This window comes from Stenotrophomonas maltophilia group sp. Smal12, from assembly GCF_037079935.1.
In the GTDB taxonomy this organism is placed as follows: Bacteria; Pseudomonadota; Gammaproteobacteria; order Xanthomonadales; family Xanthomonadaceae; genus Stenotrophomonas; species Stenotrophomonas sepilia.
On the sequence record NZ_JBAWUK010000062.1, the window covers coordinates 1 to 23,136 of the forward strand.

A 23,136-nucleotide genomic window follows, 5' to 3' on the forward strand; every position below is an offset into this window, starting at 1 on the left:
CCCCCCCCCCCCCCCCGATTTTTTAATGATCCGCCCACCACCTAAATATACACGTCTATATTGGGCGGCAGCTTATGTTTTTTATAATATACTGTCCGTGTGTATGGGCCGCCCGGGGGCCGCAAATACAGGAAGGCCGGGGGGGGCCGCCCCGCGCCCGGCACTACCCGACCGTCATTTCGCGGCCTTGCGCACGGTCAACGCCGCACTCGCTTCGCCGCCGCCTTCCAGCTGCAGCCGCAGCGGTACCGCCAGCCCCTCCTTCAGCGCCCCCCGGCCCTGCATCAGCATCAGGTGCATGCCACCGGGCTTGAGTTCGGCACGCGCGCCGGCTGCCAGCGGCAGGCGCTCGATCGCGCGCATCCGGCTGACCCCATCGACGATCGTGGTCTCGTGCAGCGACACGTCGCCGAAACTACTGCTGGTCGCACCGGTGATCACCACTGCCCTGCTGCAGCCGTTGTGGATCACGCCATAGCCGGCAGTCATGGGCATCGCCGGATTCGGTGGCAACCGCGCCCAACCCTGCTCCATCGTGACGCAGCGTGATTCCGCAGCCGAAGCCGATGCTGCGGCCGCACACAGCACCCACAGTACGCCAACGAATGGTTTGGTTATCATCGCCCAGGTTCCTTCTTCGCAACGAGTCCGCAGCATGACGACGCTCATCGAGGTGATCAACCACGGCCCCATCCGCGAACTGCGCCTGGCGCGGCCGCCGGTCAATGCACTGGACACCGATCTGTGCCGGCAGTTGATCCATGCCATCGAACTGGCCATGGCCGAAGACGCGCACGGCATCGTGCTGTCGGGCAGCGAGCGCATCTTCACCGGTGGAATGGACGTGCCGCACCTGCTCTCGCATGGCGATGACAAGCACAAGCTGCTGGACACCTGGAACGCTTTCTTTGGCGCCGTGCGCACACTGGCCGAGAGCCGCATCCCGGTGGTCGCGGCGATCACCGGCCACGCCCCGGCCGGCGGCTGCGTGCTGGCCCTGTGCTGCGACTACCGGGTAATGGCGCGCAGCGCCGATCCGTCGCGGCCGTATGCCATCGGCCTGAACGAGGTGCAGGTGGGCCTGATCGCGCCGGAGGGCATCCAGCGCCTGCTGCGCCGTGCGGTAGGCGTGCACCGCGCCGGCGTGCTGCTGACCACCGGTTCGCTGGTACCGGCCGAACAGGCGCTGCAGATCGGCCTGGTCGACGAGCTGGCTGAGGGCGACCTGGTGGTGGCCCGCGCCGTGGCCTGGCTGCAGAACCTGCTGAAGCAGCCTCGGCAGCCGATGCTGCTGACCCGCGCCATCGCTCGCGCCGACCTGCACGAAGCGCTGCACCCGGACCTGATCCAGCTCGACCGCTTCGTCGACGCCTGGTTCGCCCCGGACGCACAGAACGCCCTGCAGGCCCTGGTGGCGCGCCTGGGCAAATAGACGGTAGTGCCGACCGCTGGCCGGCAACCGCAAGCGCCCCAGGAGGATCATGAGGTTGCCGGCCAGCGGCCGGCACTACCGATGATGGGCTGGCCCGCACCGGTATAATCGGGGCCTCTTCACTGCTGTGGCCGCCCCCTTGAACGACACGCCCGAACCCGTCGTCTCCGAGCTGATCGACCTGCTCACGCTGGAGCGGCTGGAGGACAACCTGTTCCGCGGGCAGAGCCGCGACATCGGCACCAAGTACGTGTTCGGTGGGCAGGTGCTGGGCCAGGCACTGGCTGCGGCGCAGGCCACGGTCGACAATGGCCGTCACGTGCACTCGCTGCACGCCTACTTCCTGCGCGCCGGCAACATCGACCACCCGATCGTCTACGACGTGGACCGCACCCGCGATGGCGGCAGCTTCTCGGTGCGACGGGTCACCGCGATCCAGCACGGCAAGGTGATCTTCTTCTGCGCGGCCTCGTTCCAGCAGGCCGAGACCGGCGCCGAGCACCAGCACAAGATGCCCGAGGTGCCGCAGCCGGAAGACATCGAACCGAATCGCCCGCTGCCGGCCGAGGTGCTGGAGCGACTGCCGATCAAGGTGCAGCGCTGGCTGTCGCGTGGCGGCCCGTTCGAGTTCCGCCACGTCTACCCGCGCGACGAACTGAACCCGCCCAAGCGCCCGCCCTACCACCAGGTGTGGCTGCGCCTGAGCGAGCCGGTCGGCGATGCACCGGAGCTGCACCAGGCGCTGCTGGCCTATGCCTCCGACTTCCACCTGCTGGGCACGGCAACCTTCCCGCACGGCATCAGCTACTACCACCCGCACGTGCAGATGGCCTCGCTCGACCACGCAATCTGGTTCCACCGCCCGTTCCGCGCCGACGACTGGCTGCTGTATTCGCTGGACAGCCCCAGCGCGCAGGATTCGCGCGGCCTGGCCCGCGGCCAGTTCTTCACCCGCAACGGCGTGCTGGTGGCCAGCACCGCGCAGGAAGGCCTGATCCGCGTCGTTCCCGACCAGGCCGCGGCCGCTGCCGTGCCGGCCAAGGAGTAAACCCATGCGCCAGATCTTCAGCAGCCAGCGCGTGGAAACCGTCGAAGGCGTGGCCGAGCTCCTGCGCGGGCATGGCATCGAGGTCAAGGTGACCAACGGGCGCTCCTACAAGACCCGCCGCCGCGGCCAGTTCAGCTATACCGACCTGGGCAACGCCAGTGCCTATCCGGCGGTGTGGATCGTGCGCGCCGACGATCAGCCGCGCGCGCGCGAAATCCTGCGCGAGGCGCGCCTGCTCGATACCACCCGCCGCGACCACCCCACGGCCGAGTTCGCCTTCCGCGACGCGCCTGGAACGGGCAGCGGCGGCCGCAGCTGGGCCTGGCGCATCCGCATCGCCCTGCTGGTGGTGATTGCTGGCGTGGCGTTGGTCATCGGCCTGCGCCATCGTGGTGCCCCGGCACCTGCCCCGCAGGCCCAGCCGCAGCAGGCGCAACCGGCCCCGCAGGCCGCCCCGGAAGAGGACGAAGTCCGGGTCCGCATCCAGCCCTCGAAGTGATTCGCGGGTGAAAAAGGGGACGGAGGGGATTAAGTCGTTTGTGGCACAAACGACTTAATCCCCTCCGTCCCCTTTTTGTCATGAGGATGCCGGCCAGCGGCCGGCACTACCGCACAGAATGCTGGTCACACTTCGCGCGCGGCTCCGTCATGGGACACAATCCCCGCAGGAGAGCCGCCGCCATGACGACGTTCGCCGCATCGATCGACCAGACCCTGGAACGCGAACTGCCCGCCGCCGCCAGCGGTTGCCAGCACGCCTACGGGCGCATCGTGCTGGCCTGCCAGAACACGGTCACCGCCATCGCGCTGGCCATCACCCGGGACCGCCAGGCCAGCGAGGACATCGCCCAGGAGGCCTTTGTGAAGGGCTGGCAGCAGCTGCACCAGCTACGCAGCGCGACCAGCTTCCTGCCTTGGCTGCGGCAGATCACCCGCAACCTGGCCCGCGACTGGCTGCGCGCCCAGCGTGGCCGTCCACTGACCGGCGAGGCGGCCGAGGTGGCGATGGGGATGGCCGCAGATCCGTCCCCGGGCGCAGCCGATCGCCTGCAGCGGGTGGAGGAAGAAATCGCCGCCGAGGACATCATCTCCACCCTGCCCGCCGACAGCCGCGAAGTCCTGTTGCTGTACTACCGCGAAGGCCAGCGCTCGCAGCAGGTGGCCGACCTGCTCGGGCTCAGCGACGCGGCGGTGCGCAAGCGCCTGTCGCGCGCCCGCGCGCTGGTGCGCGACGGCCTGCTGCAGCGCTTCGGTGAATTCGCCCGCAGCAGCGCACCGAGCGCCGCCTTCGCCACCGCCGTGGTGTCAATGATGCTGGTGGCCGCGCCCGGCACCGCCAGCGCCGCGATCCTGCTCGGCACCGGCGTCGGCATCGGTGGCAGCAAGCTCGGCCTGGGCGGCGCCAGCGTAGCCGGTGGTACCGCAATGGGCACCCTGACCGCCACGCTCGGCCAACTGCATGTGCTGCCAGTGGCAAGCTGGGGGGCGATCCTCGCCGGTGTCGCCGGCGGCGCGATCGGCAGCTACCTCGGTGCACGCTTCCTGATGTCCTATACCGAGACCGAACGCGAACGCGCGCAGGTTCGGCACTTTGTCCGCCTCAACACCGGTACTGGCCTGGTCTGGTGCCTGGCGATGCTGCTGGCGGCACTGTTGCAGGCTCCGATCTGGAGCCAGATGCTGCTGCTGGCATTGGGCCTGGGTGTGGTCAACTACCAGTGCCTGGTGCCGCTGCAACGGGTGATGGCGCCGATGATCGCGCGCGATTCGGCGCGGCGTGGGCGCCGCGGAACCAACTGGAAATTCGAATCCATGTACGGTCGCACCGGCATCATCGGGGCGAACCTGCTGGTGATCGCCCTGGTGGTGTATGTGCTGATGCGCAACGGCCACCTGTAACCGACAACGCCGGCACTGCGCCGGCGTTGTCTCCGATCACCGCATTGACACTCAGCGCTGCGGCTTCGGTGCGCCGCCATCGCGTGGACCGCCCTGGCGCGGGCCGCCGTGCATCGGGCCCTTGGCTGCGTCGAACTCGGCCTTGCTCAGCTGGCCGTCCTTGTTGGTGTCGGCGGCAGCGAACCAGGCATCACGATGCTGCTTCATGCGCAGCTCGCGGTCGGCCTTGTCCAGGTAACCGTCCTTGTTGAGGTCGAGCCGGTCGAAGCGCGCAGCCAGGCGCGGATCGGCCTTGGCCTCGTCGCGGCTGATGCGGCCGTCCTTGTTGACGTCCAGCCTGGCCCAGCGCTCACCGCCGTGGCCACGGCGGCCATGCTGCCAGCGCGGCAGCTCATCGCGCGAGAGCTTGCCGTCCTTGTTCTTGTCCAGCTCGTCGAACTTCGCGGCCAGGCGCGGATTGGCAGCCGCCTCGCTGCGGTCGATCACGCCGTCGCCATTGGTGTCCAGCTTGGCCGGGCGCTGCGCGGGCATGGCCGGGGTGTCGGCGGCCAGCGCGATTCCGGAAGCGGAGGTGCCCAGCAGCAGGGCCAGCAGCAGGGGGGTACGGATCATGAGGTCACTCCTGGGGATGGGAACAGCGTCGGGGTGATCACTTCACCCTCGGGGGACAACAACGCCCGGGCGCGACGTCGGTTGACGCCACTGCCGATTCCATTCATCCGCCGGACAGTCGCCGCCTCTGCGACAGGCTGGGGCTATGCTGTGCCCATGGCGATACATGGCGACAGAGACGACGAACTGCGGCTTTTCCAGACCGGCGAGCACCCCTGCGGGTACTGGTCCGACCGGGTGGCGCGCGACCTGGTGCTGGACCCGCACGATCGCCGGCTGGGTGGCCTGTACCCGCTGGCACTGAGCTGGGGCTTCCGCCGCAGCGGCGACCTGGTCTACCGGCCGCACTGCGCGCACTGCCAGGCCTGCGTGGCGGTCCGGATCCCGGTGGCACGCTTCGCCCCGGACCGCAGCCAGCGCCGCTGTGCCGCCCGCAATGACGACCTGGAGGTGCGGATCACTGCCGCCACCGCCCGCGACGACCTGTTCGCGCTGTATCACCGCTACCTCACCCACCGCCACGCCAATGGCGGCATGGACGACCACGGCCCGCACGAGTTCGAGCAGTTCCTGATCGGCAGCTGGTCGCACACCCGCTTCATGGAGATGCGCCTGCCCGGCCACGACGGCCAGCCCAGCCAGCTGCTGGGGGTGGCGGTGACCGACGTCACCGAGCATGGCCTGTCGGCGGTCTATACGTTCTTCGACCCGGAACACGCCGCGCGCGGGCTGGGTACCTTCGCAATCCTCCAACAGATCGAGTGGGCGCGCCGCGAGGGGCTGCCGCACGTGTACCTGGGCTACTGGATCCGCGGGCACCAGAAGATGGACTACAAGCGCCGCTTCCATCCCCTTGAGGCCTACGACGGCCGCCGCTGGCACGATTTCGACAACGAACTGGACGGGCGCTGACAAACCGCTGACACCGGGCCGGGTGCAGAATAGGGGGATGAACGCCAAACCCCTGATCCTCGCCATGGCCCTGCTCTGCGGCGCCACCGCCCCCGCCTTTGCCACGTCCCCCGCGATGACTGAGAAGCCGTCCACTGCGCTGCGCCTGGCCACCTACAACACGTCGCTGTACTCCGATGATGCCGGTGGCCTGATCAAGGAACTGGAGGGCGACAGCGAGCACGCACGCAAGATCGCCGCCGTGCTGCAGCAGGTGCGCCCGGACCTGGTGCTGCTGAACGAATTTGATTTCGACGATGCCCATCGCGCCGCCGACCTGTTCCAGAAGCGCTACCTGGAAGTCGCCCAGCCCGGCGGCGGCAAGCCGCTGCACTTTGCCTACCGCTACCTGGCGCCGGTCAACACCGGTGTGCCCAGCGGCCTGGACCTGGACAACAACGGCGTGGTCGGCGGCGAAGGCCGCGGCCGTGGCAATGACGCGTGGGGCTACGGCCTGCACCCGGGCCAGTACGGCATGCTGGTGCTGTCGCGCTACCCGATCGATGAAACCAAGGTGCGCAGCTTCCAGCTGCTGAAGTGGAGTGCGATGCCCGGTGCCATCCGCCCGGTCGATCCGCGTACCGGCCAGAGCTTCTACAACGACCACGTGTGGTCGCAGCTGCGCCTGTCCTCGAAGTCGCATTGGGACGTACCGGTGAAAACCCCGGGCGGCGTGGTCCACGCGCTGGTCTCGCATCCGACGCCGCCGGTGTTCGACGGCCCGGAAAAGCGCAACGCGGCACGTAACCACGACGAACTGCGCCTGTGGCAGGAATACCTGTCCAAGGGTGAGAAGCCCTGGCTGTGCGACGACAAGGGCCAGTGTGGCGGCCTGGCGCAGGACGCGCGCTTCGTGATCCTCGGCGATCTGAACAACGACCCGGTCGATGGCGATGGCCGCCACGAGGCGATCGTCGAGCTGATCGAGAACGCGCGCGTGCTGCGCTACCCCACCCCGCGCAGCGTCGGCGGTGAGCAGACCAGCCTGGCCTATGCGGCCAAGGGTATCGAACGCAAGGGCGCACCGTTCCACGCCACCGGCGATTTCGGCCCGAAGTCCGGCACCATGCGCCTGGACTACGTGCTGCCCTCGACCGGCTTCGAATACGTGGGCAGCGGCATCTTCTGGCCGGCCAATGAAAGCCCGGAAGCGAAGATCGCCGACGGCAGCGACCACCATCTGGTGTGGGTGGACGTGAAGCAGTAACCGGAATGGCCGATTGCTGAAGATGTTGTAGAGCCGAGCCCATGCTCGGCTACTGCAACCAACCAAGCTTAGTAGCTCTGCCAGTCAATCTGAGCGTCAGCCCCGAGATACCGGTCCTGCCAAGCCTGCTCCCGGCCCGGGGAATCGATGAACTCATCCTCGGAAAGCTGCTCATATCCGAGCTCGATCTCCATCTTGTTCTCTGGATCCAGATGAAACGTCAAACTCGTCCAGAGTGCATGGTGCCATTGCGCAAAGAGCTGATGCATCTCCAGAAGCGCTGCTTCAGCATCATCTGGAATTTCTAGATAGCCGTATGAGCCTGACGGCTTGCGGTAGAACGCCCAACCCGACCAGACATTCTTGATGATCTCGAAGTTCAGCCAGATCTCGCATTGGTCGGTAGGCACGGCATCAATCAGTGATTGGCCAATTCGGTGATACAAGGCAGGTAGCGCTGATGTAAGCCGCTCGTCCAAGCCTTCTCCTGAGATGTCTTTGGCATTCATCCGTCAGAAGATAAAACACGCAGGATTTTGACGCTCAACCAGATGTCGCTTTCAGCTCGCAATTGCGGCCTAGCGCTCTACGTCTTTGCAGCAAACCCTCTAACGGCAGCACCTGGCACTCAATAGCCCCAGCAGGCCGTCGCGCATGACTGAAGATGTGATCCATTGTCGGGCTGAAAGCGTCACATGGAAAAGCAGCCGAGCGTGGGCTCGGCTCTACAGAAGACTCACACAGTTCATGGCAAGCCGGCGGGTGCGGCCTGGCGCTACCGCACAGAAATCTGTACCGACCAACGGTCGGTACCTACCGGGATGCGGCCGCCGGGCATGGCCCGGCGCTATCGGTATTAGGGGCGCAGTTCGACGCCGATGGCGTCGGCGGCGTCACGCGCGATGGCGCGTGCTTCGTCGATGTTTTCCGCGCGCGCCAGGGTGACACCGACGCGGCGGTGGCCATGCACGCTCGGCTTGCCGAACAGGCGCACGGCGGTATCCGGTACCTGCAGCGCGGCGGCGACATTGTTGAAGTACGGCACACCCTCGCCGTGTGCCAACAGCGCGCACGACGCCGACGGACCACTCTGGCGGATCACCGGAATCGGCAGGCCGAGGATGGCGCGCGCGTGCAGCGCGAACTCGCTCAGCTCCTGCGATACCAGCGTCACCAGGCCGGTATCGTGCGGGCGCGGTGACACTTCACTGAACCACACCTCGTCGCCCTTCACGAACAGCTCGACGCCGAACAGGCCCCAGCCGCCAAGGTCGTCGGTGATCGCACGCGAAATCTCTTCGGCACGCGCCAGTGCCGCGCTCGACATCGGCTGTGGCTGCCAGCTTTCGCGGTAGTCGCCGTCCTTCTGCAGATGGCCGATCGGCGCGCAGAACGAGGTGCCACCGGCATGGCGCACGGTCAGCAGGGTGATCTCGTAATCGAAGTCGATGAAACCCTCGACGATGCAGCGGCCGGCACCGGCACGGCCACCGGTCTGTGCGTACTCCCAGGCCGGAGCGATGTCCGCTTCGCTGCGCAGGGTGCTCTGGCCCTTGCCCGAGGACGACATGACCGGCTTGACCACGCACGGCAGGCCGATGGCGGCCACGGCAGCGCGGTATTCGGCCTCGGTATCGACGAAGCGGTAGGGCGAGGTCGGCAGGCCCAGGGTTTCGGCGGCGAGGCGACGGATGCCTTCGCGATCCATGGTCAGGCGTGCGGCGCGCGCAGTCGGGATCACCCGCAGGCCCTGCTCCTGCTCCAGCTGGACCAGGGTCTCGGTATGGATGGCCTCGATCTCCGGCACCACCAGATGTGGCTGCTCCTGGGCGATCAGGGCGCGCAGCGCCATCGCATCGAGCATGTCGATCACGTGCGAGCGGTGGGCGACCTGCATGGCCGGGGCATCGGCGTAGCGGTCAGCGGCGATCACTTCCACGCCCAGCCGCTGCAGCTCGATGGCCACCTCCTTGCCGAGTTCGCCCGAGCCCAGCAGCAGCACGCGGGTGGCGGAGGGGGACAACGGAGTTCCAAGCTTGGCCATGGCGGTTCCAGCAGCGACGTGAAGGCGGGTGGGCATTCTAGCTGGCCGCGCACCCTGACCATGGCATCCGACGAACGGTAGTCGACAAGTGATATCAATTTGATATCTTCAATTCGAACCCTCAAGGACGTACCGCCATGAAAGAGAAGTCGCTTGCCTCCCTCAACGGCCTGGGCACCCTGGCCGGATCCCTGCTGGTCGCGCTGGCGGGTACCGCACTGTTCGTACTCGGGGCGACGACCAGGACCGGTTCCGGCTCACCGAACCTGCTGCTGATGCTGGCCGGCATGCTGGTGATCTTCGCTGCGGTCTTCATCCTGGCCGGCCTGTACACCATCCAGCCCAACCAGGCGGCGGTGCTGAGCCTGTTCGGCAAGTACGTCGGCACCGTCAAGGACAACGGCCTGCGCTGGAACAACCCCTTCTATGCCAAGCGCCGGGTCAGCCAGCGCGTGCGCAACTTCGAGAGCGGCAAGCTGAAGGTCAACGAGCTGGACGGCAGCCCGATCGAGATCGCTGCGGTCATCGTCTGGCAGGTGGTCGATGCCTCCGAGGCCGTCTACAACGTGGACGACTACGAAAGCTTCGTGCACATCCAGTCCGAATCGGCGTTGCGCGCGATGGCCACCAGCTATCCCTACGACCAGCACGAGGAGGGACAGCTGGCGCTGCGCAGCCATGCCAGCGAGATCTCGCAGCACCTGAAGAACGAGCTGGCCGAACGCCTGGCCGACGCTGGCGTGCAGGTGATCGACGCACGCATCAGCCACCTCGCCTACGCCGCCGAAATCGCCCAGGCGATGCTGCAGCGGCAGCAGGCCAACGCAGTGATCGCTGCACGCACGCGCATCGTGGCCGGTGCGATCGGCATGGTTGAAATGGCCCTGGCCGAACTGCAGAAGAACGGCGTGGTGCAGCTGGATGAGGAACGCAAGGCGCACATGGTCAGCAACCTGCTGACCGTGCTGTGCTCGGACCGCGGCACCCAGCCGATCGTCAACGCCGGTTCGCTGTACTGAACCACCCTCGCAACGGGGCGCCCCACCGCCCCGCCAGGAGCTTGCATGAGTGAGAAGAAAGCCTACCCGCTGCGCATCAATGCCGACGTCCTGGCCGCCGCGCAACGCTGGGCTGACGACGAGCTGCGCAGCCTCAACGCGCAGATCGAGTATGTGCTGCGCGACGCCCTGCGCAAGGCAGGCCGCCTGCCGAAACCCACGCCATCTTCAGAGGACAAGGAATGAGCAAGCGCTGGAGCTACCAGACGATCGAGGTCAAGACGTCCATGATGGGCCTGCTCAAGGCCGAGGACATCCAGAGCGAACTGAGCCGCCAAGGCCAACTGGGCTGGGAGCTGGTCAACATCATCATCCCCGCACCGATGCGCCCGGCGATGCTGGTGTTCAAGAAGGAGGCCTGAGCCATGGGCGCCAGCGATCCGAAACAGTACGAGGTGGCCGAGAGCTCGCCGTTGCGCGTGCTGTGGATCGTGCTGCCCCTGCTCGCCGCCTTCGCGGCCTGCTTGTATGCGCAGCTGTACAAGGCGCCGGCCAGTGCCCCCTGGATCGAAGTAACGCTGTCGCCGCCCTGGTTCCGGATGGGCGGCAGTGCCGCCTGGAGTCTGCTGGTGATCGCGGTACTCGGCATCGGGTTGGGCGCAGCATTCTTCCGTCGCCGGGTGGAACTGGCCGACAACGTGCTGGATGTGCGCTCGACGATGTACCGCCGCCGCGTTCCGGTGGCGCAGCTGCGGCTGGACCAGGCCGAGGTGGTCGACCTGCAGCGTGACCCCCGCTATGGCATCCGCTTCAAGACCAACGGCTACGCAATGCCGGGCTTCTATTCCGGCCACTTTCGCCTGCAGGGCGGCGCCAAGGGCTTCGCGCTGGTCACCAACCGCGCGCGCGTCCTCGCCCTGCCGGTCCGCGATGGCAGCACCCTGCTGCTCAGTCTCGATCGGCCACAGGCGCTGCTGGACGCACTGCGCAAGGTGGCCGTGCCGGGCCCGCGGCAGTAAGCTGCGGCGATGCAACGACGCCTGCCCCTGCTGATCAATACCGAAGCCATCGAACTGTGGCCCGCAGACCTGCTGCGTGCGCGCAGCAATCTCGACGCGCGCCTGCTGTCACGAGCGAACTGGGTGCTGCGGCGCAAATGCGATGGCCGTTACCTGGCGGCGGTGGTGGAACACGGCGTGCACGCCATGGTGCCGCGCCTGGCGCGCGAGCCCGGGGCCGAGGAAGCACTGGCCTTGCTGGATGCAGCCGCGGCCCGGCCATTCGGTGCAAATCTGGAAGCGCAGTGGCTGCCCCTCGCCGGCCTGCAGCAGCGCCTGCAGCAGCTCGGCCTGGATGCCCAGCGCTATGCCGACGACAGCGGCCTGCCGCTGGAACCCGAACCGTGCCTGCTGCACTTCGCTGGGCGCGACCGCTTCGCCCGCCCGCTGTGGCTGCGCCGCGGCGCTGCACAGGGCTGGCGGCGGATGCGCCTGCATGCAGCGCGCGATGGCATCGCACTGGATGCAATCTCCGGCTTCCGCAGCCATGCCTACCAGCTGGGCATCTTCGAACGGAAACGAGCGCGCGGGCTGAGCGTGACGGAGATCCTGAAGGTGAATGCCGCGCCGGGGTTCAGTGAACACCATAGCGGCCATGCGCTGGACATCGGCACGCCGGGCGACTCCCCGGCCGAGGAATCGTTCGACGCTACCGATGCGTTCGCCTGGCTACAGGTGCATGCCGGCGCGCATGGCTTCCAGCTGAGCTACCCGCGCGACAACCCGCACGGCATCGTCTACGAACCCTGGCACTGGTGCTGGAGACCGGCCAACGGCTGAGCCCCTCGTGGCGACCGCAAGGCGAAATTCATGGAGCTGTCCGGGCGGATTCCGCGCGCGCCCACCACGAGATGGAACAAGAAGGCAAAGACAGAAGCCGGTCGCTTCGCTCGAAGCCTCTACAACGGATCAGCGCGCGGCTGTTGGGTCCGCCTTCAAGCGAGCCGAGCACCGCAGGCCCGGCGAGGGCGAAGAGGTGCGTGCGATTCTGTAGAGCCGAGCCACGCTCGGCTGCTCTCCGCACCGTCCCTCGACGGGCCGAGGAGCGCAGGGGACCGGTGCGCAGCACCGGCTCGCGGCCGGCGGCGCGTTTCTTTTGGTTACTTTTCTTTTCGCGCGAAAAGAAAAGTAACGCCCATGAACCATCACGATCGCATCGGCATGGGTCGGAGCGACAGCCCTGCGAACGTCACCGCCTCAACGCATTGATCGCCAGCAACACCCATCCGGCCATCATGCTGGTGCCACCGATCGGCGCCATCCGCGTCGGCCACTGCCACAACGCCCCACCCATCAGGCTGCCGGAAAACAGCAGGACACCCAGCAGCAGCACGTACAGCGCCAGGTGTGCGATCGCGCCCTGCGCGCGCGGCCCAAGCGCCACCAGCACCGCGCCATGCGCGAACGCATACAGCGCCGCCATGTTCAGATGCTGCTGCGCCAACGGGTCGGCCACGCCATGCGATGCATAGGCAGACAGGCCGATCGAGGCGGCAGCCAACAGCGCCCCCAGGCAGGCCAGCAGGGAAGGCTTACGTGCGCGACGTTCCAGATTGAACATGAGGGCTCCTTGCGCAGCGCCCCTTGACGGGCGCCGGATGAAAAAAAACGCGCCGCAATGAGCGGCGCGTTTTCGTGTCCAACACTACATGGGTCAGCCGGGGATTACTTGACGGCCCAGTAGATGTCGTAGGTACCTTCCGGGGTGAACGACTTGTCGATGCCGTCCTTCCAGGTTTCGTACGGACGGTCGATGACTTCGTTGCCCGAGGTCACGGCCCAGGCACGCAGGCCGTTGCGCGCCACGTCCAGACCCGCCATGTGGCCGGTGTAGGCCGCATGCGCCGAACGGTGCGGAGCAACGTGCACGTACTTGACCGGAGCGCCGCCGTCGATCTTGACGGTCAGCTCGTCGGCAGCAGCACCTTCAGCACCCTTCTTCTTCACCGGCTGGGCAATGTCGAAAGCGTACTTCTCCTGGCCGAAGTCGGTGGTGATGATGCGGAACGGACCGGCAGCTTCAAGGCCATTGGCCTCCATCACGCGCTTGATCCACTCCTGGTTGTCCTTGATGGACTTGGTGATGGTGTCCTGACCGCGGTCCACGTTGCCGGCGTTGACCACCAGCAGGTTCTCGGCCGGCACTTCAACGATGGCCAGGTCGGTCAGCGGGGCTTCCGGCGTGCGGTAGTCCACGTTCGGCACGGTTGCGAGCATGTTGGCCATGCGCGACAGACCCATCTTGATGTCATCACCGATCTGGCGGCTGACATACAGGCCGGCGTAACGGCCGAACAGGTCGAAGCCGTACTTCACCGAGTAGTCCTGGGTGATCTTGACGTTGCGACCGCCCTTGCCGGTCGGCTCCAGGTTGAAGGTGGTGACCTTGTCGTGACCCTTGGTGGCGTCCTCGATGGCGATCACAACACGCTTGTTCTCTTCGGCTTCGGTGATCTTCCAGGAACCGGTACCCAGGTCCTTGGAGGTGAAGTCGAGGGTGGCACCGACACCCGAGGCCGGGCCGGACAGCTTCAGGTCAACGGCGGGATCGCGCAGTACCAGCGGGTTCCAGTCCTTGAAGCGGCGCAGGCTGCTGACCGTGTCGTACACGATCGTCATCTTGCGGTTGGTCTCGATGCTTTCGGTGATGTGACGCTCGCCCGGCAGACATACGCCAATGATGACGAACAGGCCAGCCACGATCCCCAAGGCGATCAGGAACTCGATAATACGGGTCATTCAGAGAGTCTCCGGGGCCGATCCCACGGCCGGGTTGATTGAAGCGAAGCGCCAATCCTAGCAGGCTTCGCGGGCATTGTTTATCGGGATTGGCGCACCGGTTTCCCTGCCGGCTGCGTATTTGTATGGACAAAGGATTCGAAGGGTAACGCATACCGCTACCCGGCAAGTAGGGGGCAACCCTGGCGGAAACCCGCGACCACGACCCAAGTCTTTGTACTTGAAAGATTTTTTCTCAGACCAGCTGGAGTTCGAACGCCTTCAATACGGCACGCGTACGGTCGCGCACACCCAGCTTGGAAAGGATGTTGGACACGTGGTTCTTGATGGTGCCCTCGGCGACGCCCAGCGAATTGGCGATCTCCTTGTTGGAGAAGCCACTGGCCATCAGCCGCAGGATCTCGGTCTCGCGGTCGGTCAGCGGGTCCGGGCGGTCCAGGCTGACGAATTCATTGCGCATGTGCTCCAGGCCGGACAGCAGGCGCTGGGTTACCGCCGGCTGCACCAGCGATCCCCCGTCGGCCACGGTGCGGATGGCACCGACCAGCTGTGCCAGGGTGACGTCCTTGAGCAGGTAGCCCTTGGCACCGGCCTTGAGCCCGGCCAGCACCAGCTGGTCGTCGTCGAAGGTGGTGAGGATGATGGTCGGCGGCAGCTGTTCCTGCCGCGACAGCACCTGCAGGGCCTCCAGCCCCGACATCACCGGCATGCGCATGTCCATCAGCACCACGTCGGGGCGTACCTGGGGGATCAGCTCGACCGCCTGCCGGCCGTCGCCGGCCTCGGCCACCACCTCGATGCCGTCGTCGAGCGCCAGCAGGGAGCGGATTCCCTGCCGCACCAGGGTTTGGTCGTCGACCAGGCAGACGCGAATCATCAACGCACTCCTTCAGGAACCTTGGTAAGGGCCGCCACCAGCACCGTTGCCGGCACCGTCGCCCGCAGCCGGAAACCCTCACCGGGGCGGGTTTCGATCTGCAGCTGGCCACCACATTGTTGCAGGCGCTCGCGCATGCCGCGCAAGCCATTGCCCACATTGACCATATCCGCGCCGACGCCGTCGTCGCGGGCCTCGACCACCACCCGATCGGGGGCTTCACGGTACACCTTGATCCACAGGTGGCGGGCGCTGGCATGGCGCACCGCGTTGGTGATGATCTCCTGGGTGCAGCGCAGCAGTACGTGGGCCCGCTGCGGGTCCTCCACGTTCAGCGGATCCTCGATCTCCAGCTGGATGTCCAGCGAGGGCACGTTCTCGGTCAGCGGGCGCAGCGCCGCAGCCAGATCGATCGCGCCGGTCTCGCGCAGCTGGCTCACCACCTCGCGCACGTTGCCCAGCAGCAGCTTGGCCAGCGCGTGCGAGCGCTTCACGTGATCGAGGGCCTGGCCCTCGGCCAGGTGCCCGGCGACCTCCAGGTTCAGGGTCAGCGCGGTCAGCTGGTGGCCCAGCAGGTCATGCAGTTCGCGCGAAATGCGGGTGCGTTCGTTTACCCGCGCGCTCTCGGCCAGCAGGGCGCGGGTGGCGCGCAGTTCCGAATTGAGCCGGCGCTGCTCGTCGCGGGCCTCGGTCTGCTGCCGCGCGACCAGGCTGGTCACGAAGATGAACATGGAGAAGCCGCCGTACAGCAGCGACTGCATCACCGCTTCGAACAGCGGGAAGCGCAGCAGCAGGTAATAGACCGGAGCCACGGCCAGCTGGCTGACCAGCAGCCACAGCACGCCCAGCCGTACCGACAGCATCCACGGAATGACCCCGGCGGCCACCATCATCAGGATGCTGCCCAGGCCCGACCCGCTGAGGAAGCTGACCCCCAGCGCCGAGACCGTCAGCAACAGCAGCAGGCCGCGGTCCAGCCAGCTGGTGTGGCTGTCGCTGCGCAGGATGCGGGTCAGCCAGTAGTAGGCCGTGCCGAAGGACAGGTAGGCGACGAACAGCAGGATCGCCCAGCCGCCCATGTCAGCGCGGCTGTGCAGGTTCTCGAACTGCGAGTACGCCAGCGGCAGGCCGACCATGACCCAGGTGAACAGGCCGGCCAGGCGGAGGACGCGGGTATGGCTGAGGACTCCCAACATGCCAGCACTCTACGGGCCCGGCCTGCGTCGCGCACTCCCACGGAAGTCATGCCCCTGCGGTCGCCTGTTCATGCCGCAGCCCACCCCGGGCATGCAATAATCGTGCGCAGGGTCCCTTGATGGACCAACCGCGTTACCCCACGGAGTCACAATGTCGATTGTCATCCGCGACGTGCGCGAGCACGAGCTCGATTCCGTCCTGGCTTTGAACAACAATGCTGGCCTGGCCATCCTTCCCCTGGATGCGGCCCGCCTGCGCCTGTTCTATGAAACTGCTGAATACTTCCGCGTCGCCGAGCGCGACGGCAACCTGGCCGGCTTCCTGATCGGCTTTGGCAGCGACAGCCAGCACGACAGCAGCAATTTCGCCTGGTTCAAGCAGCAGCTGGACACCCCGTTCTTCTATATCGACCGCATCGTGGTCGCCAGCCGCCGTCGTGGCGGCGGCGTCGGCCGTGCGTTCTATGCCGACGCGCAGAGCTTCGCCGAGCTGCGCTACCCGCAGATGACCTGCGAAGTCTTCCTCGACCATGGCGCCGATGCCGCCCTGCTCTTCCACGGCAGCTTCGGCTTCCGCGAGCTGGGCCAGAACACGATGCCGCAGGTCGATGTGCGCGCCAGCATGCTGGCCAAGGAACTGTGCAGCTACCCCTGGGTCAAGGAGACCTACGGCGGCAAGCTGCCGGATGTGGCATGGACACGCGCACGGCAGCTGCCGGCGCAGGCACAGCGGCCGACGGGGACCTGAGCGTGGCGGTTAACTTCGATTACGAACAGGCCGGTGAACTGAAGATCGGCCAGGTGGGCATCGCCAACCTGCGCATCCGTACCCTTGATGTCGAACGCCTCGTGCAGGAAATGCGCGAGCGCGTGACCCGCGCCCCGAAGCTGTTCGGCCGCGCCGCGGTGATCCTCGACTTCGGCGGCCTGAGCCAGGTGCCGGATGTGGCCACCGCGCAGGCGCTGGTCGACGGCCTGCGCAGCGCCGGCGTGCTGCCGGTGGCGCTGGCCTATGGCACCAGCGCGATCGACCTGCTCTCGCAGCAGCTCGGCCTGCCGCTGCTGGCCAAGTTCCGCGCGCAGTACGAGCGTGCCGAGGCCGAACCGGCCCCGCCGCCGCCTGCACCGGAGCCGCGCCGCGCAGCCCGTGCCGAACCGAAGCCGGCCCCGGCAACGCCGGTGGCCAAGGTGGCCGACGCGGCTGCACCGAAGCCGGGCCGCATGCAGCTGGGCAACGTGCGTTCGGGCCAGCAGCTGTACGCGGAAAACTGCGACCTGACCGTGATGGCCACCGTCGGCGCCGGCGCCGAGGTCATCGCCGATGGCAGCATCCACATCTACGGCACCCTGCGCGGCCGCGCGCTGGCAGGGGCCCAGGGCAACACCGCGGCACGCATTTTCTGCCGTGATTTCCATGCGGAACTGGTCGCCATTGCCGGCCATTACAAGGTACTGGACGATGTCCCGGACAACCTGCGCGGCAAGGCCGTGCAGGTCTGGCTGGAACAGGACCAGATCAAGATCGCTGCGCTGGACTGACGCAGCCCCCAAACAGAATCATCAGGAGAAGTCCTTTGGCTGAAATCATCGTAGTCACCTCCGGCAAGGGCGGCGTCGGCAAGACCACTTCCAGCGCGAGCCTGGCCTGCGGCCTGGCGCGGCGCGGCAAGAAGGTGGCGGTGATCGACTTCGACGTCGGCCTGCGCAACCTCGACCTGATCATGGGCTGCGAACGCCGCGTGGTGTATGACTTCGTCAACGTCGTGCACGGCGAAGCCACCCTCAAGCAGGCCCTGATCAAGGACAAGCGCTTTGACAACCTGTACGTGCTGGCCGCCTCGCAGACCCGCGACAAGGACGCACTGACCCAGGAAGGCGTGGGCAAGGTCCTGAAGGACCTGGCCGCCGACGGCTTCGAGTACATCATCTGCGACTCCCCGGCCGGCATCGAGAAGGGCGCCTTCCTGGCGATGTATTTCGCCGACCGCGCGGTGGTGGTGGTGAACCCGGAAGTGTCGTCGGTGCGCGACTCCGACCGCATCATCGGCCTGCTCGACTCGAAGACCCACAAGGCCGAGTCCGGCCAGGACGTGCCGGCCTTCCTGCTGCTGACCCGCTACACCCCGGTGCGCGTGGAAAGCGGCGAGATGCTGAGCATCGCCGACGTCGAGGAAGTGCTCGGCCTGAAGGCGATCGGCGTGATCCCCGAATCGGGCGACGTGCTCAACGCCTCCAACAAGGGCGAGCCGGTCATCCTGGATGTCGAATCCGCTGCCGGCCAGGCCTATGAAGACGCCGTCGCGCGCATCCTCGGCGAAGAACGCCCGATGCGCTTCACCAACGTCGAGAAGAAGGGCTTCTTCAGCAAGCTGTTCGGAGGGTAAGCATGGGCCTGTTTGATTTCCTCAAAGCGAAGAAGACCACCGCCGAAACCGCCAAGAACCGCCTGCAGATCATCATTGCGCAGGAACGCAGCCACCGCGGTGGCCCGGACTACCTGCCGCTGCTGCAGCGCGAGCTGCTGGAAGTGATCAAGAAGTACGTGAACATCGACGTCGATGCGGTGAAGGTCGACCTGGTGAAGGATGGCCAGCACGACGTGCTGGACATTTCCGTGGCGCTGCCCGAAGGCCCGGACAAACCCTGATCCCCTGCCCCGCCCGTGCCTGCATGGGCGGGGCTGCCTGACCCGCATGACCGATACGACAACCGCCGTGGACATCACCTGCGTGGGCGACATCGCCTTCGCCGACGCGCAGCGCCTGCTCGCCGCGCATGGCCTTCGGCTGCACCACGTGGCGCCCGGCGAACCGATTCCCGGCAGTTACTGGGGCGAGCCAGAGGCCGGCATCATCGCCAGCAACGTGTACGTGCGCGATGACACGCCCGTGCACTCGATGCTGCATGAGGCCTGCCACCTGATCGTACTGCCACCGGAGCGGCGTGCGCAGGTGCATACCGATGCCACCGACTCGGTGGCCGAGGAAGACGCGACCTGCTACCTGCAGATCGTGCTGGCCGGGCAGCTGCCCGGTGTCGGCAGCCAGCGGCTGATGGCCGACATGGATGCCTGGGGATATACGTATCGGCTGGGATCTACGAAAGCGTGGTTTGAACAGGACGCCGAAGACGCGAAGGCGTGGTTGATCGAACGCGGATTGCCGGTGGCGTAAAGCCGCGGGCGCGGTTGACCACGGGCGCGTGGCGACGCGCCGGACCTTGCGGCGCCCCTCTTTTCACTCGGCGCGGTTTGAACAGGACGCCGAAGACGCGAAGGCGTGGTTGATCGAACGCGGATTGCCGGTAGCGTGATGCATCGGTAGTGCCGGTGGCATAACCCATCGTTCCCAGCAGCACGCCGACCGGCGCCAGGGCCGGATGGAACGCCGCGGCCACCACCGGCGCCGAGGCTGGGCCACCAATGTTCGACTGCGAACCGATGGCGAAATAGAAGAACGGCACCTTCAGCAGCTTGCCCAGGCACCACAGCAGCACGATGTGCACGCTGATCCAGATGATGCCCAGCAGGAACAGCCACGGGCGATCCAGCAGCGCCAGCAGATCCATCTGCATGCCGATGCAGGCGATCAGGAAGTACAGCAGCAGCGAGCCCAGGCGCGATGCGCCCGCACCTTCCAGGTTGCGCGCACGGGTGAAACTGAGGCTGAGGCCGAGCGTGGTCGACAGCACCACCACCCACACGAACGGCGCGTCCAGGCTGAACTGCGCAGCCCAGCTGACATTCGCCTTGAACCACGCCGCCAGCGGTGCGCCAATGGCGTGAGCCAGGCCGACACCGCCGAAGGCCACCGCCACGATCAGCATCAGGTCGGTGAGGCTGGGAATGCGCTCGTGTTCGGCCTGGAAGCGCGCGATGCGCTCCTTCAGCTCATCGATGGCCGAGGTATCGGCGCCACTGCGCGCGTCGATCTTCGCCGCGCGCCCGGCCAGGAAGATCAGCGCGGCCATCCATACGTAGCCGACCCCCACGTCGACCACCGCGAACTGTCCGAAGGTGGTCGCATTGACGTCGAACACTTCACGCATCGCCAGCATGTTGGCGCCGCCACCGATCCAGCTGCCCGCCAGCGCGGCCATGCCGGCCCAGGTGTCGCCGGCCACGGTTTCCGGATGCACGGCACGCATCAGCAGGAACGCCACCACCGCACCGAGCATGATGCTGGCCGAGGCCCCCAGGTACATCAGCACCAGCTTCGGGCCAAGCCGCAGGATGCCCTTGATGTCGACCGCAAGGGTCAGCAGGATCAGCGCCGCCGGCAGCAGAATGTCGCGCGCGATCGGGTTGTAGAGCCGGGTGTTCTGCCCGTCGATCAGGCCGACGGTGTTGTAGATGCCGGGAATCAGGTAACACAGCAGCAGTGCCGGCACGAAGGTGTAGACGCGCTTCCACAGGCCCTGCTCCCGCGAGGCGGTCCAGAACACGGCGCCAAGGGTGGCGGCGATCAAACCGAAGACGACGATGTCGTTCTGGATCAGGGCAGTCGAAGGCATGCAGGCGCTCTGGTAGAGCCGGCCGCTGGCCGGCTGCTGTTGGCGGCAGATCAGGAAGGTGTGCCGACCAACGGTCGGCACCCACCGGTAATGCAGATGGTGAAACGAAAGCGCCGCCCCTAAGGGCGGCGCTGCAATCATCAATTGCCGATGTGCTGCTTCAGCCAGGCATTGACGGTGTCATGCCACAGGATGCTGTTGTTCGGCTTCAGCACCCAGTGGTTTTCATCCGGGAAGTACAGGAACTTCGATTCGATGCCCTGGCGCTGGGCGGCGGTGAATGCGGCGAGGCCCTGCTCGACCGGAATGCGGAAGTCCTGCTGGCCGTGGATGACCAGGATCGGCTTCTTCCAGTCCGCCACGTGGTTGACCGGATTGAACTTCTCGTAGTTGGCGGCCTTCTGGTACGGCGTGCCGCCCTGCTCCCACTCGGTGAACCACAGTTCTTCGGTGGCGTAGCCCATCATGCGCTGGTCGAACACGCCGTCGTGGTTGACCAGGCACTTGAACGGGCCGTTCCAGTTGCCGGCGATCCAGTTGACCATGAAGCCGCCGTAGCTGGCGCCCAGCGCGCAGGCCTTGTCACCGTTGAGGAAGGCGTACTTCTTCAGCGCCGCATCCCAGCCCTTCTGCAGGTCTTCCAGCGGGCGGTCGCCCCAGTGCTGGCTGATCGCATCGGTGAATGCCTGGCCATAGCCGGTGGAGCCGTGGAAGTCGATCATCACCACCGCGTAGCCCTGGCCCGCGTAGGTCTGCGGGTTCCAGCGGTAGCTCCAGCCATTGCCGAAGCTGCCCTGCGGGCCGCCGTGGATCAGGAACGCCACCGGGTAGGACTTGCCTTCCTGGTAGTTGTGCGGCTTGACCACGTAGCCGTGCACGGTGTCGTTGTTCCAGCCCTTGAACTCGAACTGCTCGTAGTCGCCGAAGGACACGTCCTTCAGCACCTCGCCTGCGGCCGGGGTCAGCGCGCGCAGTTCGCCGATGGCTTCGCCCGTGGCCGGCAGCAGGCCGACCAGCACCTGGTCGTTGCTCTTCAGGCTGTTGCGGGTGATCGCCACGCTGTTGCCGGCCACGTCGACCGCGGTCACGCTGCCGTCGCCGATCAGCTTGGTGGCCTTGCCGCTGGCCACGTCGATCTGGAACAGCGGGTGTTCGCCGAGATCATCGGCAGTGGTGTAGATGCTGGCGCCGTCGGCGGACAGGGTGATGCCACCGGCCGAACGATCCCACTGCGGGGCAATCTCGCGGGTCTTGCCGCTGGCAACGTCCATCGCCATCAGGCCGAAGCGGTCGGCCTCGAAGCCCGGGCGCTTCATCGCGCGGTAGAACAGCGTCTTGCCGTCGGCACTGAACACCGGGCCGGCATCCCAGGCCGGGTTGGAGGCCGTCAGGTTGACCGGCGCCTGCTTGCCGGCGGCGTCGAAGCGGTACAGGTCGAAGTTGGTCGACCACGGCTCCTGCTTGCCGGCCACGCGGATGCTGGCCACCACGCTGGCGCCGTCCGGCGACCAAACGAAGTCGTCATTGCCGCCGAACGGCTTGGACGGCGCATCACCATCGATGGTCGCGCTCAGCGCCGAAGCGCCCTTGACTGCACCGGCCTTGGCTGCCGGCAGCGGAGCGACGAACAGGGTATTGCGGCGACCGTCGTTCCAGGTGTCCCAATGGCGCACGAACAGCGAATCCCACACCTGGCCGCTGGCCTTGGCGTCCTTCTTTTCCTTCAGCTTCTTCTCGGTGCAGGCCAGGTCCGAGGCGCACGCCTGGAACACGCCGGCGCTGAACAACACGCGGTCGTCCTGCGGCGACACACGGTAGCTGTCCACGTCGACGGGGAAGTCGGTCAGCTGGCGCGGGGTGCCGCCGCTGATCGGCTGCGCGTACAGCTGCTGGCTGCCGTTCCTGGCACTGAGGAAATACACGGTCTGGCCATCGGCCGACAGCGAAGCGGAATTGACGTTCCAGCCGGCCGGGGTGATCTGCTTCGGCGGCGCTGCGTCGCGGGTGCGCAGGTTGCGCGCGAACAGCGCCGTCGAGGCCTTCAGGTTGGCGTCCACGCTGCGCTTGGCGAACACCACGGTGCCGCCGTCAGCGGTCAGTACCGGCGCGGAGACGCGGTCCATGGCCACCATGTCGCGGACTTCCAGGCCGCGGGCAGCGGCGACGCTGGGCAGGGCGGCCAGCAGGCTCAGTGGCAGCAGGGCATGACGCAGTTTCATCGGGGTCTCCGCAGGACGGCAAAAAACCGATGGTAGGCCCGCATGGCCGGGGCTGCCAAGGCCATCGGTCATGGCTGCAGGCGGGCAATCGCCAGAAACAGCAAACCCCGCCTAAGCGGGGTTTTGCGGTAGTGGGGGGGGGGGGGGGGGGGGGCCCCCCCCCCCCCCCGCCCGCCCGCGGCGGGGCCCCCGCGCGGCGCCCCCCCCCCCCCCCCCCCCCCCCCCCCCCCCCCCCCCCCCCCGCCCCGCGTGGGGGGGGGGGGGGCTTGTGGCCCCCCCCCCCACACACCCCCCCCCCCCCGCCCCCCAGGCTCCCCCCGCGCGCCCTGCCCGCCGGCACCGAC

At 66.8% G+C, this 23,136-nt stretch carries 25 protein-coding genes and 1 pseudogene; 16 read left to right on the forward strand and 10 right to left on the reverse strand.

The features are described from left to right. Nucleotides 1-174: 174 nt before the first annotated feature. Nucleotides 175-621 (reverse strand): copper chaperone PCu(A)C, encoded by a 447-nt coding sequence (locus WDC87_RS19465; protein WP_072166920.1) that lies wholly within the window; start codon nt 619-621, stop codon nt 175-177. Nucleotides 622-655: 34 nt separating this feature from the next. Between WDC87_RS19465 and WDC87_RS19470 the strand changes: the two genes are divergently transcribed. From WDC87_RS19470 to WDC87_RS19485, 4 genes are all read left to right on the forward strand, one after another. Beyond that, the gene (locus WDC87_RS19470; protein ID WP_088496140.1) at nt 656-1,432 is read left to right on the forward strand and encodes an enoyl-CoA hydratase/isomerase family protein; all 777 of its coding nucleotides are present in this window, start codon (nt 656-658) and stop codon (nt 1,430-1,432) included. Between the two features lie 139 nt (nt 1,433-1,571). Next, nucleotides 1,572-2,480, forward strand: coding sequence for an acyl-CoA thioesterase II (gene tesB, locus WDC87_RS19475; protein ID WP_005412623.1), 909 nt, complete (start codon nt 1,572-1,574; stop codon nt 2,478-2,480). Nucleotides 2,481-2,484: 4 nt separating this feature from the next. Beyond that, the gene (locus WDC87_RS19480; RefSeq protein ID WP_088496141.1) at nt 2,485-2,979 is read left to right on the forward strand and encodes a pathogenicity-like protein; all 495 of its coding nucleotides are present in this window, start codon (nt 2,485-2,487) and stop codon (nt 2,977-2,979) included. Between the two features lie 182 nt (nt 2,980-3,161). Further along, nucleotides 3,162-4,379 carry a sigma-70 family RNA polymerase sigma factor gene (locus tag WDC87_RS19485; RefSeq protein ID WP_061480376.1) on the forward strand — a complete coding sequence of 406 codons (1,218 nt, stop codon included), beginning with the start codon at nt 3,162-3,164 and terminating at the stop codon, nt 4,377-4,379. A 51-nt stretch (nt 4,380-4,430) separates the two neighbouring features. On the opposite strand, the gene WDC87_RS19490 is transcribed toward WDC87_RS19485, so the two are convergent. Further along, complete coding sequence (locus WDC87_RS19490; RefSeq protein ID WP_061480377.1) at nt 4,431-4,991, reverse strand: EF-hand domain-containing protein; 561 nt, start codon at nt 4,989-4,991, stop codon at nt 4,431-4,433. Between the two features lie 156 nt (nt 4,992-5,147). Here WDC87_RS19490 and WDC87_RS19495 point away from each other — a divergent pair, with 156 nt between their 5' ends. Next, on the forward strand, nt 5,148-5,903 hold the full coding sequence (locus tag WDC87_RS19495) for an arginyltransferase (protein WP_188241181.1): 756 nt from the start codon (nt 5,148-5,150) through the stop codon (nt 5,901-5,903). 37 nt (nt 5,904-5,940) lie between these two features. Next, the gene (locus tag WDC87_RS19500; protein WP_088496143.1) at nt 5,941-7,149 is read left to right on the forward strand and encodes an endonuclease/exonuclease/phosphatase family protein; all 1,209 of its coding nucleotides are present in this window, start codon (nt 5,941-5,943) and stop codon (nt 7,147-7,149) included. 68 nt (nt 7,150-7,217) lie between these two features. On the opposite strand, the gene WDC87_RS19505 is transcribed toward WDC87_RS19500, so the two are convergent. Together WDC87_RS19505 and purT are read right to left on the reverse strand one after the other, a co-directional pair. Beyond that, nucleotides 7,218-7,628: an immunity protein YezG family protein gene (locus WDC87_RS19505; protein ID WP_172412095.1), complete on the reverse strand. Its 411-nt coding sequence runs from the start codon at nt 7,626-7,628 to the stop codon at nt 7,218-7,220. A 377-nt stretch (nt 7,629-8,005) separates the two neighbouring features. Next, entirely contained in the window at nt 8,006-9,193 is a 1,188-nt protein-coding gene (gene purT / locus WDC87_RS19510) for a formate-dependent phosphoribosylglycinamide formyltransferase (RefSeq protein WP_088496145.1), read from the reverse strand. 137 nt (nt 9,194-9,330) lie between these two features. Between purT and WDC87_RS19515 the strand changes: the two genes are divergently transcribed. From WDC87_RS19515 to WDC87_RS19535, 5 genes are read left to right on the forward strand one after another with little or no spacing between them, the layout of a single operon-like run. Beyond that, nucleotides 9,331-10,212, forward strand: a complete 882-nt coding sequence (locus WDC87_RS19515) for an SPFH domain-containing protein (RefSeq protein ID WP_252745497.1) — start codon at nt 9,331-9,333, stop codon at nt 10,210-10,212. 45 nt (nt 10,213-10,257) lie between these two features. After that, the gene (locus tag WDC87_RS19520; RefSeq protein WP_005415691.1) at nt 10,258-10,437 is read left to right on the forward strand and encodes a hypothetical protein; all 180 of its coding nucleotides are present in this window, start codon (nt 10,258-10,260) and stop codon (nt 10,435-10,437) included. Beyond that, nucleotides 10,434-10,613 carry a DUF4177 domain-containing protein gene (locus tag WDC87_RS19525; RefSeq protein WP_005415690.1) on the forward strand — a complete coding sequence of 60 codons (180 nt, stop codon included), beginning with the start codon at nt 10,434-10,436 and terminating at the stop codon, nt 10,611-10,613. The genes WDC87_RS19520 and WDC87_RS19525 overlap by 4 nt, the downstream gene beginning before the upstream one ends. Before the next feature lie 3 nt (nt 10,614-10,616). Continuing rightward, on the forward strand, nt 10,617-11,210 hold the full coding sequence (locus WDC87_RS19530) for a PH domain-containing protein (RefSeq protein ID WP_252745498.1): 594 nt from the start codon (nt 10,617-10,619) through the stop codon (nt 11,208-11,210). Nucleotides 11,211-11,219: 9 nt separating this feature from the next. Beyond that, nucleotides 11,220-12,029, forward strand: a complete 810-nt coding sequence (locus tag WDC87_RS19535; protein WP_252745499.1) for a M15 family metallopeptidase — start codon at nt 11,220-11,222, stop codon at nt 12,027-12,029. A gap of 409 nt (nt 12,030-12,438) precedes the next feature. Here WDC87_RS19535 and WDC87_RS19540 read toward each other — a convergent pair whose 3' ends face one another. From WDC87_RS19540 to WDC87_RS19555, 4 genes are all read right to left on the reverse strand, one after another. After that, entirely contained in the window at nt 12,439-12,810 is a 372-nt protein-coding gene (locus WDC87_RS19540) for a DUF423 domain-containing protein (RefSeq protein WP_061480384.1), read from the reverse strand. A gap of 104 nt (nt 12,811-12,914) precedes the next feature. Beyond that, nucleotides 12,915-13,988: an SRPBCC family protein gene (locus tag WDC87_RS19545; RefSeq protein WP_005415686.1), complete on the reverse strand. Its 1,074-nt coding sequence runs from the start codon at nt 13,986-13,988 to the stop codon at nt 12,915-12,917. A 235-nt stretch (nt 13,989-14,223) separates the two neighbouring features. After that, complete coding sequence (locus WDC87_RS19550; protein ID WP_006424175.1) at nt 14,224-14,865, reverse strand: response regulator transcription factor; 642 nt, start codon at nt 14,863-14,865, stop codon at nt 14,224-14,226. Beyond that, nucleotides 14,865-16,061 carry a sensor histidine kinase gene (locus tag WDC87_RS19555; protein WP_072166929.1) on the reverse strand — a complete coding sequence of 399 codons (1,197 nt, stop codon included), beginning with the start codon at nt 16,059-16,061 and terminating at the stop codon, nt 14,865-14,867. The genes WDC87_RS19550 and WDC87_RS19555 overlap by 1 nt, the downstream gene beginning before the upstream one ends. Nucleotides 16,062-16,212: 151 nt before the next feature. Here WDC87_RS19555 and WDC87_RS19560 point away from each other — a divergent pair, with 151 nt between their 5' ends. The 5 genes from WDC87_RS19560 to WDC87_RS19580 are packed head-to-tail and all read left to right on the forward strand — an operon-like array spanning nt 16,213 to nt 19,234. After that, nucleotides 16,213-16,809, forward strand: coding sequence for a GNAT family N-acetyltransferase (locus WDC87_RS19560; RefSeq protein WP_005415684.1), 597 nt, complete (start codon nt 16,213-16,215; stop codon nt 16,807-16,809). Beyond that, a complete protein-coding gene (gene minC, locus WDC87_RS19565) occupies nt 16,755-17,600 on the forward strand; it encodes a septum site-determining protein MinC (protein ID WP_049413254.1) in 846 nt (281 codons plus the stop codon). Before WDC87_RS19560 ends, minC begins: the two co-directional genes overlap by 55 nt. 35 nt (nt 17,601-17,635) lie before the next feature. Continuing rightward, complete coding sequence (minD, locus tag WDC87_RS19570) at nt 17,636-18,445, forward strand: septum site-determining protein MinD (RefSeq protein WP_072166930.1); 810 nt, start codon at nt 17,636-17,638, stop codon at nt 18,443-18,445. A 2-nt stretch (nt 18,446-18,447) separates the two neighbouring features. Next, nucleotides 18,448-18,708, forward strand: a complete 261-nt coding sequence (gene minE / locus WDC87_RS19575) for a cell division topological specificity factor MinE (RefSeq protein WP_005408532.1) — start codon at nt 18,448-18,450, stop codon at nt 18,706-18,708. A 46-nt stretch (nt 18,709-18,754) separates the two neighbouring features. Further along, on the forward strand, nt 18,755-19,234 hold the full coding sequence (locus WDC87_RS19580) for a hypothetical protein (protein WP_072166931.1): 480 nt from the start codon (nt 18,755-18,757) through the stop codon (nt 19,232-19,234). 148 nt (nt 19,235-19,382) lie between these two features. Here the strand turns inward: WDC87_RS19580 and WDC87_RS19585 are convergent. Both WDC87_RS19585 and WDC87_RS19590 read right to left on the reverse strand, forming a co-directional pair. After that, nucleotides 19,383-20,573: pseudogene (locus tag WDC87_RS19585) on the reverse strand (DUF819 family protein); the annotation flags it as partial. A gap of 140 nt (nt 20,574-20,713) precedes the next feature. Beyond that, the gene (locus WDC87_RS19590) at nt 20,714-22,792 is read right to left on the reverse strand and encodes a S9 family peptidase (protein WP_072166932.1); all 2,079 of its coding nucleotides are present in this window, start codon (nt 22,790-22,792) and stop codon (nt 20,714-20,716) included. Between the last annotated feature and the right edge of the window lie 344 nt (nt 22,793-23,136).

Bases quoted from the DNA above. Each gene is read 5' to 3' on its own strand.
- WDC87_RS19470 (WP_088496140.1), top strand. From the start codon at position 656: ATGACGACGCTCATCGAGGTGATCAACCACGGCCCCATCCGCGAACTG.
- WDC87_RS19515 (WP_252745497.1), top strand. From the start codon at position 9,331: ATGAAAGAGAAGTCGCTTGCCTCCCTCAACGGCCTGGGCACCCTGGCC.
- WDC87_RS19560 (WP_005415684.1), top strand. From the start codon at position 16,213: ATGTCGATTGTCATCCGCGACGTGCGCGAGCACGAGCTCGATTCCGTC.
- WDC87_RS19490 (WP_061480377.1), bottom strand. From the start codon at position 4,991: ATGATCCGTACCCCCCTGCTGCTGGCCCTGCTGCTGGGCACCTCCGCT.
- WDC87_RS19485 (WP_061480376.1), top strand. From the start codon at position 3,162: ATGACGACGTTCGCCGCATCGATCGACCAGACCCTGGAACGCGAACTG.
- WDC87_RS19525 (WP_005415690.1), top strand. From the start codon at position 10,434: ATGAGCAAGCGCTGGAGCTACCAGACGATCGAGGTCAAGACGTCCATG.
- purT (WP_088496145.1), bottom strand. From the start codon at position 9,193: ATGGCCAAGCTTGGAACTCCGTTGTCCCCCTCCGCCACCCGCGTGCTG.
- WDC87_RS19530 (WP_252745498.1), top strand. From the start codon at position 10,617: ATGGGCGCCAGCGATCCGAAACAGTACGAGGTGGCCGAGAGCTCGCCG.
- WDC87_RS19580 (WP_072166931.1), top strand. From the start codon at position 18,755: ATGACCGATACGACAACCGCCGTGGACATCACCTGCGTGGGCGACATC.
- WDC87_RS19480 (WP_088496141.1), top strand. From the start codon at position 2,485: ATGCGCCAGATCTTCAGCAGCCAGCGCGTGGAAACCGTCGAAGGCGTG.
- WDC87_RS19465 (WP_072166920.1), bottom strand. From the start codon at position 621: ATGATAACCAAACCATTCGTTGGCGTACTGTGGGTGCTGTGTGCGGCC.
- WDC87_RS19545 (WP_005415686.1), bottom strand. From the start codon at position 13,988: ATGACCCGTATTATCGAGTTCCTGATCGCCTTGGGGATCGTGGCTGGC.
- WDC87_RS19520 (WP_005415691.1), top strand. From the start codon at position 10,258: ATGAGTGAGAAGAAAGCCTACCCGCTGCGCATCAATGCCGACGTCCTG.
- WDC87_RS19495 (WP_188241181.1), top strand. From the start codon at position 5,148: ATGGCGATACATGGCGACAGAGACGACGAACTGCGGCTTTTCCAGACC.
- WDC87_RS19555 (WP_072166929.1), bottom strand. From the start codon at position 16,061: ATGTTGGGAGTCCTCAGCCATACCCGCGTCCTCCGCCTGGCCGGCCTG.
- minE (WP_005408532.1), top strand. From the start codon at position 18,448: ATGGGCCTGTTTGATTTCCTCAAAGCGAAGAAGACCACCGCCGAAACC.
- WDC87_RS19550 (WP_006424175.1), bottom strand. From the start codon at position 14,865: ATGATTCGCGTCTGCCTGGTCGACGACCAAACCCTGGTGCGGCAGGGA.
- minC (WP_049413254.1), top strand. From the start codon at position 16,755: ATGGACACGCGCACGGCAGCTGCCGGCGCAGGCACAGCGGCCGACGGG.
- WDC87_RS19590 (WP_072166932.1), bottom strand. From the start codon at position 22,792: ATGAAACTGCGTCATGCCCTGCTGCCACTGAGCCTGCTGGCCGCCCTG.
- WDC87_RS19500 (WP_088496143.1), top strand. From the start codon at position 5,941: ATGAACGCCAAACCCCTGATCCTCGCCATGGCCCTGCTCTGCGGCGCC.
- WDC87_RS19540 (WP_061480384.1), bottom strand. From the start codon at position 12,810: ATGTTCAATCTGGAACGTCGCGCACGTAAGCCTTCCCTGCTGGCCTGC.
- WDC87_RS19535 (WP_252745499.1), top strand. From the start codon at position 11,220: ATGCAACGACGCCTGCCCCTGCTGATCAATACCGAAGCCATCGAACTG.